This window comes from Aquisphaera insulae (assembly GCF_011064615.1).
Lineage (GTDB): Bacteria > Planctomycetota > Planctomycetia > Isosphaerales > Isosphaeraceae > Aquisphaera > Aquisphaera insulae.
Genome location: NZ_JAALJH010000046.1, coordinates 13,772 through 29,341, shown reverse-complemented (window position 1 = coordinate 29,341; position 15,570 = coordinate 13,772). Strand labels below are relative to the sequence as shown.

Here is a 15,570-nt window from a genome sequence, read left to right as displayed (position 1 = left end):
GCTCGATGACTCTGCTGGCAGCCTGCCTCGCCGCGGCCCTGCTCGCGCCGGCCGAGCGGACGCCGCGGATCGACTCGGTCGTGCCGCTCGCGGATCAGCCGCAGGCGGTCGACCCGGCCACGATCTGGTACGACGACTTCGACGGCCCGGAGAAACAGTACACCGAGAGCCAGGGCGGGCTCGACGATCGCGTCGGGTTCGGGGGCGCGGGGCGGTCGATGATCTGCCGCTATGAGAAGGGACAGCAGGGGCTCGGCAATCGCAAGGTCTTCTTCGGCGACAGCCCCACCGGCCGCGTCGTCCGCAAGGGGGAGACATTCTCCGACGTCTACTGGCGCGTTTATGTCAAGCATCAACCCGGCTGGGCCGGCGGCGGCGAGGCGAAGCTCTCGCGGATCACGTCGATCGCCTCGCCGGGCTGGGCGCAGGCGATGATCGGGCACGTCTGGTCGACCGGCGAGACCCTGACCCTGGATCCGGCCAGCGGCGTCCGCGGCGATCGCGTGGTCACGACGCGCTACAACGACTTCGCGAACCTGCGATGGCTCGGCAACCGGCCCGCGGCGAGGCTCCCGATCAGCGCCGCGGGCGAGTCGGGCTGGTGGGTCTGCGTCGAGGCCCGGGTGAAGCTCAACACCCCCGGCGAGCGCGACGGCCTGATGCAGCTCTGGATCGACGGCCGGCTCGAGTCGGAGCGGACGGGCCTCGACTGGCGCGGCCGCTATGAAGAGCACGGCCTCAACGCCGTCTTCCTCGAGTCGTACTGGAACGACGGCTCGCCGGTCGACCAGACGCGGTGGCTCGACCTGTTCGTGATCTCGACCCGGCCGATCGGGCCGGTCGTCGCCCCCCGCCGGCCGGTCCTCCTGCTGGGCGGCCCCGCGCCGGAGCCGGGCACCGGCTGGGAAGCCGAGGTCGCGGACGTCGATGCCGGCGGCGGCGGCGGCGCGGTCGCCTGGCGGTCGAGGCCGATCGCGGGCCCGACGCGGGTGATGGTCGAGGCGGCAACCGGGTCCTTCGCCGGGCCGCTCGCCGGGGCCGTCGAGCTCGCCCCCGATACGCGATACGCCGTCCGGGTCCGGGCGGCGGGCCGGGCGGGATCCCCGGCGGCATGGTCCGACTGGCACCAGGTGTTCCGAACGGCAAACCAGTAAGATCTTCGGGTGAAAACAATGGCCGCCATGACCGTCGAGGAGATCCTCGGGCAGCTCGAGTCCAAAGGCAACGTCGCCCGCCGCGCCCACAACACGAAGGCCGGCGCGCCGGACAACCAGTTCGGCGTGATGCTCGGCGACATCCGCGCGATGGCGAAGACGCTCAAGACGGACCACGCGCTGGCGCTTCGGCTCTGGGAGACGGGCAACGTCGAGGCGCAGCTCCTGGCCACGCTCCTCATCAAGCCGAAAGCCCTCTCCGCGGACGAGCTCGACGCGCTGACCCGCTCGACGACGTGCACGCAGGTGGCGGACTGGCTGAACGCCTACGTGGTCGCGGAGCATCCCGAGAAGGACGCGCTGCGGGCGAAGTGGATGAAGGACAAGGATCGGTGGGCCGCCCGCGCCGGCTGGAACCTCACCGCCAGCCGGATCAACAAGGGGGGCGACGGCCTCGACCTGCCCGGGCTGCTCGATCGCATCGAGAAGGAGCTGCCGAAGGCGAAGCCCGAGGTGCAGTGGACGATGAACAACGCGCTCGCCGCGATCGGCATCCACCACCCCGAGCACCGCGACCGCGCGGTCGCCATCGGCGAGAAGATCGGCCTGTACCGTGACTGGCCGGTGTCCAAGGGTTGCACGCCCCCGTATGTACCGGTGTGGGTGCAGGCCATGGTGAAACGGAAGGCTTGAGGAAAAGCAAATATGACGACGAATCCGATCCCGAAATGGCAGCTCATCACCGGCTGGGTGCTCTCCGGCATCCTCGCCCTGGTGTTCGTCCCCAGCGCGTTCTTCAAGATCGCCCAGCCCGAGGGCTTCCTCGAGGAGTGGACCAAGACCTATCCCGCCGGCTCCGCCTTGCCGCTCGGGGTCATCGAGGTCACGCTGTTCGTGCTCTTCCTCATCCCGAAGACCCGCTACATCGGCGGCCTCCTCATGCTCGCCTACCTCGGCGGTGCGGTGGCGACCCACGTCCACGCCAGGGACGGCATGTTCTTCGTGCCGGTCATCGTCGGCGTCGTCGCCTGGCTCGGGCTCTACTTCCGCGACCGCAAGCTCCGCGAGCTGGTCCCGCTCGTGTCCGAGTGAGCCGTCACGCGGCGGACCGTCATCGGGGGGCCGAGGCCGGGCCTCGGCCCGCCCGCAGCTCCGCCAGCTCCCGCTCCAGCTCGCGGATCCGGCCCCGGAGCCCTTCGATGACGGGCCGGACCTCGCGCCCGGAGAACCGCGGGTGGATGTGCTGGGGGCAGTTGACGTCCCAGGCCTCGACCGTGACGACGATGGCCCGCTCCACCTTGCCGGGGTATTCGGGGTCGCTCAGGCGACCGAGCAGCTCGTCGTCGCCCTCCACGACGCGGGCGGTGCCCCAGACCTTCACCCTCCGCTGGTTGGCGTAGTCCATCAGGAAGAGGAACGCCCGCGGGTTCTCCGACAGGTTGCCGAGCGTGATGTACTGCCGGTTGCCGCCGAAGTCGGCGAAGGCGAGCGTCCTGTCGTCCAGAACCCTGAGGAAGCCGGGCGGGCCGCCCCGGTACTGGATGTAGGGCTGCCCCTCGGCGTTCGCCGTCCCCAGGTAGAACATGTCGAGGCCGGCGACGAACCCCGCGAGGTCGTCGGTGATGCTCGCCTGCCAGCCCCCGGATTTCTCCATCCGGGCATATCCCCGGCGCGAGCCCTTCCGCTCCTGGATCGCCTTCACCGCCGGGGTGAAGGCGACGTCGCTGGGATGATTTCGCATGGTCAACTCCCATGAAGTCATCGGGCCGTCACATGGCGACCGAGGAAGTCGCGAATCAAGGCGGCGATCTCGTCGCCGTTCGACTCCAGGGCGAAGTGCCCGGCATCGATGAGGTGATACTCCAGCGTCTTCAGGTCCCGCTTGTAGGGCTCCGCCCCAGCGGGCGGGAAGATCTGGTCGTTCTTCCCCCAGGCGATCAGCACCGGCGGCTGGTGGGTGCGGAAATACGCCTGCCAGCCCGGATAGAGCGGCGGGTTGCTGCCGTAGCTGAGGAACAGGTCGAGCTGGATCTCGGCGTTCCCGGGCCGGTCGAGCAGGAACTGGTCGTGCGCCGGGCCGTCGGGGCTGACCCGCTCCGGGTGCGGCACCCCGTGCGTGTATTGCCACCGCGTGGCCTCGTAGGTCAGCAGGCCGCGCAGGGCCTCGCGCCTCTCCTGGCTCTCCGGCTGGGCCCAGTAGTCCTTGATCGGCTTCCAGAAGTCGTCGTCGAGCCCCTCGTCGTAGGCGTTGCCGTTCTGGACCACGATGGCCGTGACCCGCTCCGGGTGCCGCGACGCGATCCGGTAGCCGACCGGGGCGCCGTAGTCCTGGACGTAGAGAGCATATCTGGTCAGGCCGACCTTGCCGGTGAACGCGTCGATCACCTTCGCCAGGTTGTCGAACGTGTAGGCGAACTCGTCCCGAGAGGGCATGGCGCTGTGGCCGTAGCCGGGGTAGTCCGGGGCGATGACGCGGTATCTGTCCGCCAGCGCCGGGATCAGGTTGCGGAACATCTGCGAGCTGGTCGGGAAGCCGTGGAGCAGCAGGATCGCCGGGGCGTCCTTCGGCCCGGCCTCGCGGTAGAAGATGTCGAGGCCGTCGACCTCCACGGTCCGGTGCAGGGTCCTCGTCGCGTCGCTCATCGGGATTCCTCCGCAGGGAAAATCAGACAGACAAGTCTGTCTGTCATGGGCAAAAAAGAAGAGGAGGGTTACGCGCCCCCCCGGATCAGCTTCGAGGCCGCGTCGCGGGCCACGTCCACGGGGTCGGGCTTGCCCTCGACGGCGGCCGTGACGATGGCCCCCTCGACCAGCAGGAAGACGGCGGGGGCGAGCCTCGCGGCCTGCTCGCCGACCGACTCCCGGATGAGCCCCCGCAGGAACTCGCGGAAGCGGCCCTTGAATCCCCGCGAGAACTCGGTCGCGGGGTGTGCCGGGTCGGCCAGCTCCACGGTCGCGTTCTGGAAGGCACAGCCCCGGAAGCCCGGCGACTCGAACCACTCCCGCAGGGCGGCGAAGAACGGCCCCAGGGGGCCCTTCGCCCGGGCGTGCCGCCCCATCGACGCGCGGAAGAACTCGTTGGTGGACCGCTCCCGGTGCTCCAGGACGGCCAGGATCAGGTCGTCCTTGGAGGGGAAGTGGGCGTAGAGCGTGGCCTTGGCGACATCCGCCTCCGCGATGATCCGGTCGATGCCGACGGCGCGGAAGCCCTCCTCGTAGAACAGCCGATCGGCCGTCTCGAGGATGCGTCGCCGGGCCCGGGAGGTGGTCGCCTTACCTTCCATGCCCCAATCATACAGACTAGTCTGTCTGTTTTCAAGCCCCCGGTTCCGTCGGGCAGGCGCCATCCCCCTTCGTGGCCGGGGGCAGGCCCTCCGCGGGATCTCGACGATCATCAGTATGTATACAAGATCACGATCAACAGGATGCCGTACAGGGGCAAGGCCATCCCTTCCGGCACCTTCAGGGCCAGGCCGACCCGACAGAACAGGGCGTTGAGCCCGCGGACGGCCCGCCGGAAGGCCGGATAGGCCAGGACCAGGACGAGGGCGATTCCGCCCCAGACCAGCCAGCACAGGTGGGACAGGTTGACCAGCCAGGCGGGTTGGGCGGACGCCCGCGGCGCGAAGGCCGCGGGAGCGTCCTCGCCCAGGATGAAGCCGGCGACCGAGGGGATGTTCTCGGCCTGGAGGGCGGCCCCGTGGTCCCCTTCGAGGTAGTAGTTCTCGGTCATGTTGCCGCCGACGGTCAGGAAGCCGTTGAAGCCGGCGCTGCCGATGTCGCTGGGGCCGAACCAGGTGCCGAGCGTCTCGTAGAAGAGCTCGATCATCCTGGGGAAGATCGCCACGACCCAGTCGGCCGACGCCAGGTCGTTCCTGACGAGCCGGACCTGCCCGCGCCTGAGGCGGTCGTTCCAGTCGTAGTCGCGGGGGACCACCGAGCCGGCGAACATCGCCCGGTTGATCCTGAGCGTTCGATACCGGGCCAGGGCGCTCGCCAGCACGTAGGTGCCGTTGCTGTGCCCCACGTAGTTGACGTCGTCGGCCGCATTCGGATAGCGGGCCAGGGCCTCGGTGTACTCGTCCATGAACCAGCGCACGTATTTCTGCCTGTCCTCGAAGAGGAGGAACGGGCCCATCGGGAAGTAACCGTAGCGGGGGCGGAGGACCATCACGTCCTTCGCCCGGCCCTGGATCTCCGCCTCGATCTGGGAGGTCCACTGCCCCATGTCTCGGATGCCGTGGACGACGAACACGACCTTCTTGATGCCTTGATCGGACTCGTATGTCTCCTCGGAGTATTTCTCCTTGAGCGTCTCGACCTTGCGGTGATCGATGTCCATCGCGTCGCGGAAGGCGGCCCAGCGTCCGGGTCCGTAGGTCGGGTCGTCAAAGCCCAGGATGCTGGCGTGGTTGCTCCCGCGGACGGGCACGAAGATGAAGTCGGAGTTCACCGCCACGTCCTTGCTGTCCTCGATCCCGACGACCTCGTCCTCGATCCCGAGGAGCTGCACGACGGTCGGCTTCTCCGCCTTGCCCAGGCGGATCCACTGGATCCGCAGGTTGGCGACGAACGGCGAGCCGGCCTGGAACCCCCGCAGCAGCTCGGCGGTCCCCGTGGCCCAGGCGAAGGAGTCCCCCAGGTGGGCGATCCCGCGAATCCACCCCCCGGCGCGGACCGTGAACGGGTCCGACCTCCAGCCCCGATTGACGCCGGCCAGCAGCACGATCCGGCCCACCCGCCGCGACCAGGGCCGCTCGCCGACCCTGGGCGGCCAGCCCGGAGCGTCGTCGGTGTGCCCGCGGCCGTAAAGGTACGCCTTCCGCACGAGCAGGGCCCCGACGCTGTGGCCGACCAGGATCACCTCGCGATATCCCACGCCATCCCGGTCTCTCCGCGTGTTGAACGCCTTATCGATCTGGTCGTTGATCTCATCGGCGATCATCGCGGGGTCGGCGTTCGAGAACAGCCGGTTCGAGTAGGACAATTGCAACAGGTCGTCCCCCGGCCGACAGCTCTTGATCCCTCCCACGAGCTGCCGGTAGCCGTCGGTCCGCGGCCCGCCGAAGCCATGGACCAGCACGATCAGGGCGGAGTCGAAGAGCGACAGGACCTCGTCGATGACCTGGCGCTGCTGGGAGGGCGAAAGTTGCGGGGAAGGGGGCCCCCCACGGGGCCATTTCCTCAACTCCTCCAGGATCCGGGCCCGTTCGTCGATCCGCTCGCGGTCCGAATTCATCAGCCGGTTTTCATCCGTGTCCATGACCATCACGCCATCGCCGTCGAACACGCGAAGATGGAGCACGCGATCGACCTCGGCGACGATCACCTCATTCCTGCCCTCGGAGGGCAGGCTCCCGACGCTCGATACCCGGGGCATCCATTCCAGGCGGAAGCCCGGTCGTTCGGAACCGGCCGGGAGGGACTTCCCCCCGATCGACTCGAGCCTCGAAGCGGTCAGCGGCCTCGTCAGGCCCCGCCGGGCCGACCATTCCGCGTAGAGCACCATCGCCGCCGCCACGCTCGCGGCGGTGATCGAGACGCTCCTCCACCGGGAGCCTCCGAGGCTCCTGGTGCGAAGGTAGCCCACCCCGCACGCTCCGATGAGGCCCAGCAGGAAGGGCACGATCCCCACGTCCAGTCGCCACGGCCTGACCGCCTCGAAGGCCTCGCCTCCCAGGAAGATGAAGGCCAGGACGGCGAGGAAGGTCTGAAGATGGTCAACGACAGTCCGGGCCATGCTGGGCCGCGGGGCGGTCGAGGGACCCGCCTCGTAGCCGTTCGAGGATCTCCGCTCGGCCGCGAATCCACGACCTCGCAACCAGCCGAAGATCGCCGACCAGGCTCGTTGGAGGGCGGTCCTCTGCTCGGCGCGCATCCCGAATCCCTCCCGGCACTGAGGCCAATGTCAAATTCGCATGCTATCAACCTACTCGGGCCGTCCCGCCGTGACAATCGGCCCCGAGGATTGCGGGAAAAACGCGAGCTTCCCGCGCCTTCCCATCCCGGACCACTCCGGGCGCCGCGTCGCGCCGCGGCTGTGGAGGAGCGAAGTGTCACGCGCCACAGTTGTTCGCCGGGAATTCAGCCAGAGATGTGTGCCGGTCATTCGGCTATGGTCTTTCCCCGCGAGTCCGAGGCATGGGTGGCCGTGGTGGAACACCACGGGCGGGCGAGCCGCCGCCATGCCTCCTGGCTCATACACCCATCCCTCTGCTACCCGAAGCAGGGTGGCCGTGGTGGAACACCACGGGCGGGCAGGCCGCCGCCATGCCTCCTGGCTCATATTCCCATCCCTCTGCTACCCGAGGCATGGGTGGCCGTGGTGGAACACCACGGGCGGGCAGGCCTCTTGCCCGGTCAGTACCGGCGGGCTAGCTTCATCTCATGGTGCGACATCAGCCCTCGAAGCAGAAGCCGCGGACCAGCGATGAACCGGGTGAGGCTCACGAACTGACGTTCTCCTGCTATCATCGATATCGGTTCCTGGCGGCGGAGAGCACGTGTCAGTGGCTCTGTGATTCGATCGAAGACGCCAGGCGGAAACTGGATTTCGCACTCTGGTCTTTCGTCTTCATGCCAGAGCATGTCCATTTGATCGTTTGCCCAGGGCGGTCGATGTGCAGCATGGCGTCGATCCGCAAGGCGATCAAGGAGCCCGTGGGGCGAAAGGGGGTCGCCCATCTCGTGGAACATTCCCCGGCCTGGCTCGCCCGGATTACCCGTCAGCGTGGGGAGAGGACAGAGCGACTCTTCTGGCAGGCGGGCAAGGGCTATGACCGGAACATCTGGGAGCCGAAAGTCCTGATGACGATGATCGACTACGTGCATGCCAACCCCGTGCGTCGAGGGCTGGTGAGTCGGCCGTCGGAATGGAGATGGTCGAGCGCCGGCTGGTTCGATGGCACGCCGAGTTGTGGCCTGATTCCTGATCGAGTCCCGCCGGAATGGACCCACCGGGATTGAGCGAGGTCACTCGCTCGAAGGTGGACGAGCGTGGGAAGCGCGGAAGCGGCCTGGGCCGTGGCGACGGCCTGCCCGCCCGTGGTGTTCCACCACGGCCACCCATGTTCCGGGCTGAACATAGCCGGGACAAGGCCCCTCGTGCCAGGGCGACGGCCTGCCCGCCCGTGGTGTTCCACCACGGCCACCCATGTTCCGGGCTGAACATAGCCGGGACAAGGCACATCGTGCCAGGACGCCGCTGGGTGCCCCGCCCGCGGGGGAGGGGCCGGGGGATCAATCAGTTCAGGACGGCGAGGAGGTCCTGCTTCGCGTCGGCGCCCGTGAGCTTGAGGTCGAACTGCTCCTGGAGGATGCGGAAGACGTTCGGGGTGACGAAGGCGGGCGGGTTCGGGCCCAGGGTGATGCCCTTGACGCCCAGAGAGAGGAGGGTCAGCAGGACGGCCACGGCCTTCTGTTCGAACCAGCTCACGACCAGGGTGAGCGGCAGGTCGTTGACGCCGCACGAGAAGGCCTCGGCCAGGGCGAGCGCCACCTGGATGGCGCCGTAGGCGTCGTTGCACTGGCCCATGTCCATCAGGCGGGGCAGGCCGAGGTGCTCGCCGTAATCGTGGCCGTTGATCCGGTACTTGCCACAGCCCAGGGTGAAGATGAACGAATCCGGCGGCGTGTTCCGGGCGTAGTCGCTGAAGTAGTTCCGGCCCGGCTCGGCGCCGTCGCAGCCGCCGATGACGAAGAAGCGGCTGATCCGGCCCGCCTTGACCGCCTCGACGATCGTGGGCGCGGCGTCGAGCAGGACGGTGCGGTGGAACCCGACCTGGAAGGCGCCCTGGGAGGTCTTCTCCAGCGGCGGGCAGGTGCGGGCCTTCGCGAGGACGGCGGAAAAGTCGTTCGTCGCCAGGCGGGTGCCGCCGGGGACGGCCGTGAACCGCGTGGTGAAGACGCGGTCGGCGTAGTCGGCCCGGGGGATCAGGATGCAGTTCGTGGTGGCGACGACCGGGCCGGGGAACGCGGGGAACTCCTGCTTCTGCTTCTGCCAGGGGCCGCCGTAGTGGCCGGCGAGGTTCGGGTGCTCGCGGAGCGTCGGGTACATGAAGGCGGGCAGCATCTCGCCGTGGGTGTACACGTTGATGCCCGTGCCCTCGACTTGCTTGAGCAGGTCGTGGAGGTCCACGAGGTCGTGCCCGGTGACGAGGATGCCGGGGCCGGGCTTCGTCCCCCGCGAGACGATCGTCGGCGACGGGCGGCCGAACGCCTCGATGTGACCGGCGTCGAGCAGCTCCATGACGCGGAGGTTCTTGCGGCCCAGCTCCAGGGCGATCTCGAGGAGCGACCCGAGGTCGAAGTTCACGTTCGTCATCGTGGCGAAGAGGGCCTCCTCGATGAACGCGCTGACCGATTCGTCCGTCTTCCCCAGGCGGCGGGCGTGGTTGGCGTAGGCGGCCATCCCCTTCAGGCCGAAGAGGATCATCTCCTGGACGGACTGGACGTCGGCGTCCTTGCCGCAGACCCCGGGGCTGATCACGCAGCCGGTCCCGTGGGCGGTCTGCTCGCACTGGTTGCAGAACATCGTTCGATCTCCCCAGAATGGTCTTTGCCCGCCGGGTCCGAGCCGCGCGGCAACCCGGGTCGTACCCGGCCGCACGGAGCGGCCGGCGTCGACGACGCGGACGAGTCAGATGCGACTATCGCCGATCCGCCGATCCGGATCCTTGACCTGGATCAAGCCGCCGGATTTTCCGGGGATTTCCTCCCGGCCGGGCGACGGGACGGGACGTCGCGGGGGGGCGGCCGAGAAAGGCGGGACGACCGTGGACATCGACGCGGCGGCGATCCTGGACGGCTGCCGGCTGCTCGCCGGGGTGACGGGGGGCCAGCGGGCGCGGCTGGTGGCGATGGCGGAGGTCCGCCGCTACGAGCGCGGCACGCTGATCTTCCGCCAGGGCGACGCCCCGCCGGGCGTCTTCATCGTGGGGACGGGGCTGGTGCGGGTCTTCCTGGTCGCGCCGTCGGGGAAGCAGCACGTCCTGCACCTGGTCTCGCCGGGTCTGACCTTCGCGGAGGTGGCGGCGATCGGCGACTTCCCCTGCCCGGCGTTCGCCGAGGCGGCGTCCGACGCCACCTGCCTGCTGCTGCCGGAGCGGCCCTTCCAGGCGGCCCTCCGCGAGGACCACGCGCTCTGCCTGCAACTGCTGGGCAGCTTCGCCCTGTGGGTCCGGCATTTCATCGGCCTGGTGGAGGACATCACCCTCCGCGACGCCGCCGGCCGGGTCTCGCGATTCCTCCTGGAGGCCGCCGGGGCCGACGGCGTGGTCCGCCTGCCGAGCCTCAAGAAGGACATGGCCAGCCGCCTGAACCTCACCAGCGAGACCCTCTCACGGACGCTCCGCCGCCTCACCGACGAGGGCCTCATCGGGGCGGGGGCCGGGGCCGGTACCGATCTCCGCCTCCTCGACCGCGACGGGCTCGCCCGCGTCTCCGACGGGCTGGGGCCGAATCTGTGAGCCGAGCCGGCACGGCCCGGCCTGGCCCGGCCCGGCACGCGGCCCGGAGCGTCCGGCCGCTGCCTCGAGGAGGAGCGGATAGGGCACCGGGAGTTGTGGTAGACTCAGGCGACGGTGAAACCGAGGAGGTGCGGCGATGGAGCAGAGAATCATCGAAGGGACGTGGGAAGAGGTCACCCGCCATGCTCGAGAATTGGCCGGGCACCGCGTCCGTGTCACCGTGCTCGACGAGCTTTCCACCAACGACGCGCACTCGGACGCGGAGCCGACCGCGTTCGATGTCCTGAGCAAGGCCGGGCTCATCGGCACGCTCAAGGGAGGTCCCAGCGACCTCGCGACGAATCCCGCCCACATGGAAGGCTTCGGAGGTGAGTAAGCGGGTCGTCTTTCCCCCTCGACCAGCGAGATTTCAGCGTCTACCGCACGGACGATGGACGAGCCCTCTCCATCGTTCCCAACCCCTGACTCCTACGACCCTTCTCTCCCTCACCTCGGGCCGAGGAGGTCGGGCGCCCGCAGTTCATGCGAGGCCAGCGATCTTGCGAGGTCGATGCCACTTTAGCCCCAATACCGTTCAACGAAGGGTAGGGGCACACGGGCTTCGGCAGGGTCTCGAACCGCGATGGTACGAGACCGAGGTCAACGTCACGTCGGCTCCGAGCTGAGGCTGGGTGGCCGTGGTGGAACACCACGGTGCGGCAAGCCGTTGCGCCCAACGGGCTTCGCCTGGAGGCCACGGCGGTCCCGTGGTGTTCCACCACGGCCACCCGGAGACACTCCTTGCCTGCCAGGATGTTCACGTTCCGCCTTCGCGATGCGAGACGAGACGAGCCTTCGTTGAACGGTATTGACTTTAGCCCTGGCAGAGCACGAGCCGGCTCGAACGGACGCCCTCATCCCCGATCCGGCCCCGCCGGCTCGTCGGTCGCGGAGAAGTAGGCGAGGGCCTCGCGGTAGGCGCGTTCCAGGGCCCGGAACGCGGACGGGTCGCCGCCGGCGTCCGGGTGGGTCTTGCGGGCGAGGCGGCGGTAGGCGGCCTTGATGGACTGCACCGAGCACGGGAACTTCACGCCGAGCGCGGCGCACCAGCCATGACGGGCCGTCAGCTCCGCATGGACGCCCCGGATGCCGGCGTCCTCGCTGGCGTAGAAGGACAGGCCGCGATGATCGAACCGCCCCTCGCGGCGCAGCGTCTCGCGGTCGACGGCCAGCGTCCGCGGCTTCGGGGCGTCCGCAGGGGGCGAGGGGCCATCCCCGTCCCCGTCCCGGCCCCGCCATTCGTCCTCGCGGAACGGGTCGCGGTCGATGTGGATCTTCCCGGCGGTCTGCCGGACGATCCGGTGCCTCACGACCACGACCTCGCCGCGCTCCTCGGGCCGGTCGCTCTCGGCCGCGGCGTACAGGAAGGCCAGGCGGGGCGGCGAGGAGGCTGGGCCGCCTCGCTTCCCCTTCGCGAGGCCGCCGACGGGCCGGCTCAGGCGGCTCTTCGGCTTCGGGCCGGAGGCCTTCGCCGGATCGCCACCACGCTTGTAACCGGTCGCCCATCGGGCCGGCAGCCGCTTCGAGTGCGGGCCGGCGGCCTCGACCGCCTTCGCCTCGGCCGCCCCCGACGACTTCTCATACCCGCTGGCCAGCGCGGGGGCCATGGCCCGGGCGTCCGCCTCGCTCGCCCAGACGACCCAGTACCATCGACCGATCCCGATCGAGCCGCAAGCATAGGCCGTGCCCTCGTCCCCAATCATGAGCGCCGGCCCCTTCGTCCCGTTGAGTCTCGAACCCGACCACGCCGCCCGCCCCATTATCCGGGATCACCCCGGGCCGGGAAACGCCGGAGCCCATTCCACCGCCCCACTTCAAATAAGTGCGGCGAAATGGAGAATACTCTCTGCAAGTTGGCGCCGACCATGGCCGACAGCATGGCTCGATGGATGAAAGATGGACCGTCAGGTTCAACCACGATCGGAGAGACTTCAGATGCGGGTATCGAAACGACTCGTCGGGGCGATCGCCCTGGCGTTCCTCGTCTCGTTCTCGACTTCGGCCCTGGCCCAGAAGGGGCGTAGCTCCGGATCGAGCCGGCCGTCGGGCGGGTCGAGTCGGTCCTCGGGCGGGTCGAGCCGGTCCTCGGGCGGGTCGATGTTCGGCGGCAGCAAGCCGAGCACGAGCAGCAGCAAGCCGCCGAGCTCCTCGTCCGGCGGGAAGGCCGCGACCGGGACGTCCTCGGGCGGGTCGATGTTCGGCGGCAGCAAGCCTTCCGCCTCGCCTTCGTCGTCGTCCGGCGGCGGCGGCAGTTCCTCGAAGCCCGGCGGAAGCGCCACGACGGGCTCCCGCTCCGCGACGGTGGGGAACTCGTCGAGCTCCCGGCCGGCGACCGCGACCGGCGGCATCAGCACCAAGGCCCAGGCCCAGCGGCGGGAGGAGAGCCGCCAGGCATACGTCGCCACCCAGCAGGCGACGGCCCCGCCCCGGAGCGAGGCCGTGATCGGGGGGCGGTCCGTCAAGGTGGACGCGTCGTCGCCGGCCGTCACGCAGCTTCGCGAGCGGCCCTCGAGCTACATCCAGCCCGACGTCCGCCAGGATCGATTCGTCCGGCACGTGACGGTGTACCATTATGCTCATCCTTACGACTACTACTGGGGCCGTCCCGTCGGCTACGGGATCGGGCCGTACTCCACCGGGTTCTGGTGGATGATGATGGAGTGGAACGCCGAACGCCGGGCCCAGTGGCTCTACCACAACCAGGCCCGCCTGAGCGCCGAGGCCTATGCGGACGCCGCCCGCGACGCCGAGGTCCAGCGCCGGCTGGCGGCCCTGGAAGCCCAGCGGGTGCCCCGCGACGCCAACTACGTGGACCCGGAGTTCGCCTCCGATCCGACCGACCAGTACGACCAGGGCTACGTGGAAGCGGCCTACAACCCCACGGCCATGCCGGAGCCGGTCCCCGTGGCCGCGACCTACTCCCCGGCCGCGCCCCGCGGCCGCGACGGCTCGGGCGGCGGGAGCGTGATCCTGTGGCTCTCCGCCCTCTGCGGCGTGGTCGCCCTCGTCTACGTGTTCTTCAACGTCCGCTGGGGGAAGTGATCGATGAGCTCCGCCAATGGCAAGGGCCGGACCCTGTTCGAGATGCTCACCGGGCGGAACAAGCGGGACCTGACCGCCCAGGAGCTGAAGGTGCACAACCCGCTCCAGGCCAAGGTGGGCTGGTCCGTGGCCGTCAACTACGAGGCCGACCTCTCCGGCCTGAAGTTCTACGTGGAGTCGATCTGGGCCTGGGAGACCCGGATCGGCGACCGGACGTTCTTCCACACCGATTACAACCTGAAGGCGGTGGCGGCCGTCGGGCAGGGCCAGCCGGTCCGGCTCAAGCTCCGGCTGATCCCCGACGAGGAGTCGCCCCACGAGCTCGGGCACCGGTTCCAGGTGCTCCGCCCCTACATGGACTTCGGCTGGCGGTTCGCCGAGGAGAACAATTTCCTCGACGTCCTCGCCGACGAGGAGGGCGTGTTCAAGATCCTCGCCGATCGGGACGGCAACCCGATCGACGAGGACAAGCAGCCGACCTACTGGCGGGTCGACGACGTCCGCGATCCGTACCGCTGCGAGGTGACGATCCTGGACGACCGGGACGGCGACGGCTCGGTCCAGAAGGACGAGCTCCGGCACGCCGACTACCTCGTCTGGGACTACCACCGCGACACGACCGATGACGCCACCGGCCAGACCTTCCGCGAGTTCCTCAACGTCGAGGAGGAGGTCGAGTACGCGGACGACCAGGCCCAGTGCCTGGGGTTCACGATCTACACCGGCCGCGAGGTGGAGCCGTTCCAGGTGAGCGTGGTCTGAAGGCCGAGGCCCTCGACGTCGGCGATCAGGGAGCGAGAGCGCCTCACGAAAGCCTGGCATACACACCCGGATGGCGCTGGCGAGACGGAAGACCAGGCTCTCGTCCCGACGGGGCTCGGAATGCAGACCCACGCAGGGGAAGCTACTCGGGCTCTCCCCCTTACAAAGGGGGAGTTGGAGGGGGTGGATCGTGCCGGCCGAGGCGATCGAACTCACCCCCCTGTATCCCCCCTTGGTAAGGGGGGAAGCGAATTCGTTCGGGCGCAATCCAGGCGTTCGGCGCTCGAGTTCAGCCGCTCCTTGATCGCTGACGTGGAGGTCCGTCCCGGGTGTCGAATCAGGCGCCTGCCTCGTCCAGCGTGCGGAGGATCGACTCCGCCCATCTCGCGACCCGCGCGCAGTAGCCTTCGACGCCACCGGAAAGCACGTCCGTCACGGTCATCGGCCACGAGGCGACGTGCCATCGCGTCACCTCGTCCCCCGCACGGCGGGTGACCCGGGTGGCCCCGTCAGCGGCGCGGCGGACCCGGGACCGCTGCTCCGCCAGGGTTATCCTCCCGGCCAGGTGGTCCGCCAGGCTGCGCCGCAGGCCCACGACCGCCTCGGCGGTGTAGTTCATCCCCTCCGGATGCTGCAGGACATAGGAGCTGACGGCATGGAAGTGGGCGACCTCGCCTCGGCCGCCGGAAGCCACGCTCGGGTCGGCGAGCACTTCGTACTCCAGCAGGAGCAGGGCGTGGAAATGGTCGATGCACGCCCCGCCCTCGGGGAGCGCCGCACCGCATTCCGGGCAGGAGGCCGCCATTCGCAGCTCCGTTCTCTGACATGACCGAAGAAGGGGAGACGCGGGTCGGCTCCGGCCGGGACGACGGCGGCTATCACACCAGCCGGGCCCCCGAGCGGAGCCGGCCCCGATGACATCCTCGGACCCGACACGCGTCCCATGCCCGCGGTTCGCCGCCAGTTAGGCGACCGCTTCCACAAGGTTGGGACCGTCCCAAATCCTGAGGGGGGTTCTGGACACTCCTGGCCGCCGCGCAGGGGCTCCGGGTGGCCGTGGTGGAACACCACGGGACCGCCTCGTCCCCGGAGCAAAGTCCGACCGG

The 15,570-nt window shown here is 69.2% G+C and carries 16 protein-coding genes; 8 read left to right on the top strand and 8 right to left on the bottom strand.

Translation table 11 applies throughout. The features are described from left to right. Positions 1 to 5 precede the first annotated feature (5 nt). The 3 genes from G6O54_RS22080 to G6O54_RS22070 are packed head-to-tail and all read left to right on the top strand — an operon-like array spanning position 6 to position 2,246. Positions 6 to 1,154, top strand: a complete 1,149-nt coding sequence (locus G6O54_RS22080; protein ID WP_165228098.1) for a hypothetical protein — start codon at positions 6 to 8, stop codon at positions 1,152 to 1,154. A gap of 18 nt (positions 1,155 to 1,172) precedes the next feature. Then, complete coding sequence (locus G6O54_RS22075) at positions 1,173 to 1,847, top strand: DNA alkylation repair protein (RefSeq protein ID WP_205678986.1); 675 nt, start codon at positions 1,173 to 1,175, stop codon at positions 1,845 to 1,847. A 12-nt stretch (positions 1,848 to 1,859) separates the two neighbouring features. After that, positions 1,860 to 2,246, top strand: a complete 387-nt coding sequence (locus G6O54_RS22070) for a DoxX family protein (protein ID WP_165228096.1) — start codon at positions 1,860 to 1,862, stop codon at positions 2,244 to 2,246. Between the two features lie 19 nt (positions 2,247 to 2,265). Here G6O54_RS22070 and G6O54_RS22065 read toward each other — a convergent pair whose 3' ends face one another. The 4 genes from G6O54_RS22065 to G6O54_RS22050 all read right to left on the bottom strand — a co-directional run bounded on the left by G6O54_RS22065 (position 2,266) and on the right by G6O54_RS22050 (position 7,032). Beyond that, a complete protein-coding gene (locus G6O54_RS22065) occupies positions 2,266 to 2,895 on the bottom strand; it encodes a pyridoxamine 5'-phosphate oxidase family protein (RefSeq protein WP_165228094.1) in 630 nt (209 codons plus the stop codon). A gap of 17 nt (positions 2,896 to 2,912) precedes the next feature. After that, positions 2,913 to 3,797 (bottom strand): alpha/beta fold hydrolase, encoded by an 885-nt coding sequence (locus G6O54_RS22060; RefSeq protein WP_165228092.1) that lies wholly within the window; start codon positions 3,795 to 3,797, stop codon positions 2,913 to 2,915. 68 nt (positions 3,798 to 3,865) lie between these two features. Then, positions 3,866 to 4,438: a TetR/AcrR family transcriptional regulator gene (locus G6O54_RS22055; RefSeq protein ID WP_165228090.1), complete on the bottom strand. Its 573-nt coding sequence runs from the start codon at positions 4,436 to 4,438 to the stop codon at positions 3,866 to 3,868. A 110-nt stretch (positions 4,439 to 4,548) separates the two neighbouring features. Continuing rightward, positions 4,549 to 7,032 carry a lipase family alpha/beta hydrolase gene (locus G6O54_RS22050; RefSeq protein WP_165228088.1) on the bottom strand — a complete coding sequence of 828 codons (2,484 nt, stop codon included), beginning with the start codon at positions 7,030 to 7,032 and terminating at the stop codon, positions 4,549 to 4,551. A 509-nt stretch (positions 7,033 to 7,541) separates the two neighbouring features. On the opposite strand from G6O54_RS22050, the gene G6O54_RS39065 reads away from it, so the two are divergent. After that, a complete protein-coding gene (locus tag G6O54_RS39065; protein WP_165228086.1) occupies positions 7,542 to 8,120 on the top strand; it encodes an REP-associated tyrosine transposase in 579 nt (192 codons plus the stop codon). A 277-nt stretch (positions 8,121 to 8,397) separates the two neighbouring features. On the opposite strand, the gene hcp is transcribed toward G6O54_RS39065, so the two are convergent. Beyond that, a complete protein-coding gene (gene hcp / locus G6O54_RS22040) occupies positions 8,398 to 9,687 on the bottom strand; it encodes a hydroxylamine reductase (RefSeq protein ID WP_165228084.1) in 1,290 nt (429 codons plus the stop codon). A gap of 109 nt (positions 9,688 to 9,796) precedes the next feature. Between hcp and G6O54_RS22035 the strand changes: the two genes are divergently transcribed. Further along, positions 9,797 to 10,621, top strand: a complete 825-nt coding sequence (locus G6O54_RS22035) for a Crp/Fnr family transcriptional regulator (RefSeq protein ID WP_165228082.1) — start codon at positions 9,797 to 9,799, stop codon at positions 10,619 to 10,621. Between the two features lie 136 nt (positions 10,622 to 10,757). Beyond that, positions 10,758 to 10,997, top strand: coding sequence for a hypothetical protein (locus tag G6O54_RS22030; protein WP_165228058.1), 240 nt, complete (start codon positions 10,758 to 10,760; stop codon positions 10,995 to 10,997). Between the two features lie 517 nt (positions 10,998 to 11,514). On the opposite strand, the gene G6O54_RS22025 is transcribed toward G6O54_RS22030, so the two are convergent. Together G6O54_RS22025 and G6O54_RS22020 are read right to left on the bottom strand one after the other, a co-directional pair. Further along, positions 11,515 to 12,363, bottom strand: coding sequence for a DnaJ domain-containing protein (locus G6O54_RS22025; RefSeq protein WP_205678984.1), 849 nt, complete (start codon positions 12,361 to 12,363; stop codon positions 11,515 to 11,517). A gap of 228 nt (positions 12,364 to 12,591) precedes the next feature. Then, complete coding sequence (locus G6O54_RS22020; protein ID WP_165228080.1) at positions 12,592 to 13,122, bottom strand: hypothetical protein; 531 nt, start codon at positions 13,120 to 13,122, stop codon at positions 12,592 to 12,594. Between G6O54_RS22020 and G6O54_RS22015 the strand changes: the two genes are divergently transcribed. Both G6O54_RS22015 and G6O54_RS22010 read left to right on the top strand, forming a co-directional pair. Beyond that, a complete protein-coding gene (locus G6O54_RS22015; RefSeq protein WP_165228078.1) occupies positions 13,100 to 13,702 on the top strand; it encodes a hypothetical protein in 603 nt (200 codons plus the stop codon). The genes G6O54_RS22020 and G6O54_RS22015 overlap by 23 nt on opposite strands. 3 nt (positions 13,703 to 13,705) lie before the next feature. After that, positions 13,706 to 14,464 carry a hypothetical protein gene (locus G6O54_RS22010; RefSeq protein WP_165228076.1) on the top strand — a complete coding sequence of 253 codons (759 nt, stop codon included), beginning with the start codon at positions 13,706 to 13,708 and terminating at the stop codon, positions 14,462 to 14,464. Positions 14,465 to 14,801: 337 nt separating this feature from the next. Here G6O54_RS22010 and G6O54_RS22005 read toward each other — a convergent pair whose 3' ends face one another. Then, entirely contained in the window at positions 14,802 to 15,269 is a 468-nt protein-coding gene (locus G6O54_RS22005) for a DUF5946 family protein (RefSeq protein WP_165228074.1), read from the bottom strand. Positions 15,270 to 15,570 lie beyond the last annotated feature (301 nt).

Coding starts and splice junctions, on each gene's coding strand:
- G6O54_RS22080 (WP_165228098.1), top strand. CDS start 6: ATGACTCTGCTGGCAGCCTGCCTCGCCGCGGCCCTGCTCGCGCCGGCC.
- G6O54_RS22075 (WP_205678986.1), top strand. CDS start 1,173: ATGGCCGCCATGACCGTCGAGGAGATCCTCGGGCAGCTCGAGTCCAAA.
- G6O54_RS22070 (WP_165228096.1), top strand. CDS start 1,860: ATGACGACGAATCCGATCCCGAAATGGCAGCTCATCACCGGCTGGGTG.
- G6O54_RS22065 (WP_165228094.1), bottom strand. CDS start 2,895: ATGCGAAATCATCCCAGCGACGTCGCCTTCACCCCGGCGGTGAAGGCG.
- G6O54_RS22060 (WP_165228092.1), bottom strand. CDS start 3,797: ATGAGCGACGCGACGAGGACCCTGCACCGGACCGTGGAGGTCGACGGC.
- G6O54_RS22055 (WP_165228090.1), bottom strand. CDS start 4,438: ATGGAAGGTAAGGCGACCACCTCCCGGGCCCGGCGACGCATCCTCGAG.
- G6O54_RS22050 (WP_165228088.1), bottom strand. CDS start 7,032: ATGCGCGCCGAGCAGAGGACCGCCCTCCAACGAGCCTGGTCGGCGATC.
- G6O54_RS39065 (WP_165228086.1), top strand. CDS start 7,542: ATGGTGCGACATCAGCCCTCGAAGCAGAAGCCGCGGACCAGCGATGAA.
- hcp (WP_165228084.1), bottom strand. CDS start 9,687: ATGTTCTGCAACCAGTGCGAGCAGACCGCCCACGGGACCGGCTGCGTG.
- G6O54_RS22035 (WP_165228082.1), top strand. CDS start 9,797: ATGCGACTATCGCCGATCCGCCGATCCGGATCCTTGACCTGGATCAAG.
- G6O54_RS22030 (WP_165228058.1), top strand. CDS start 10,758: ATGGAGCAGAGAATCATCGAAGGGACGTGGGAAGAGGTCACCCGCCAT.
- G6O54_RS22025 (WP_205678984.1), bottom strand. CDS start 12,363: ATGATTGGGGACGAGGGCACGGCCTATGCTTGCGGCTCGATCGGGATC.
- G6O54_RS22010 (WP_165228076.1), top strand. CDS start 13,706: ATGAGCTCCGCCAATGGCAAGGGCCGGACCCTGTTCGAGATGCTCACC.
- G6O54_RS22005 (WP_165228074.1), bottom strand. CDS start 15,269: ATGGCGGCCTCCTGCCCGGAATGCGGTGCGGCGCTCCCCGAGGGCGGG.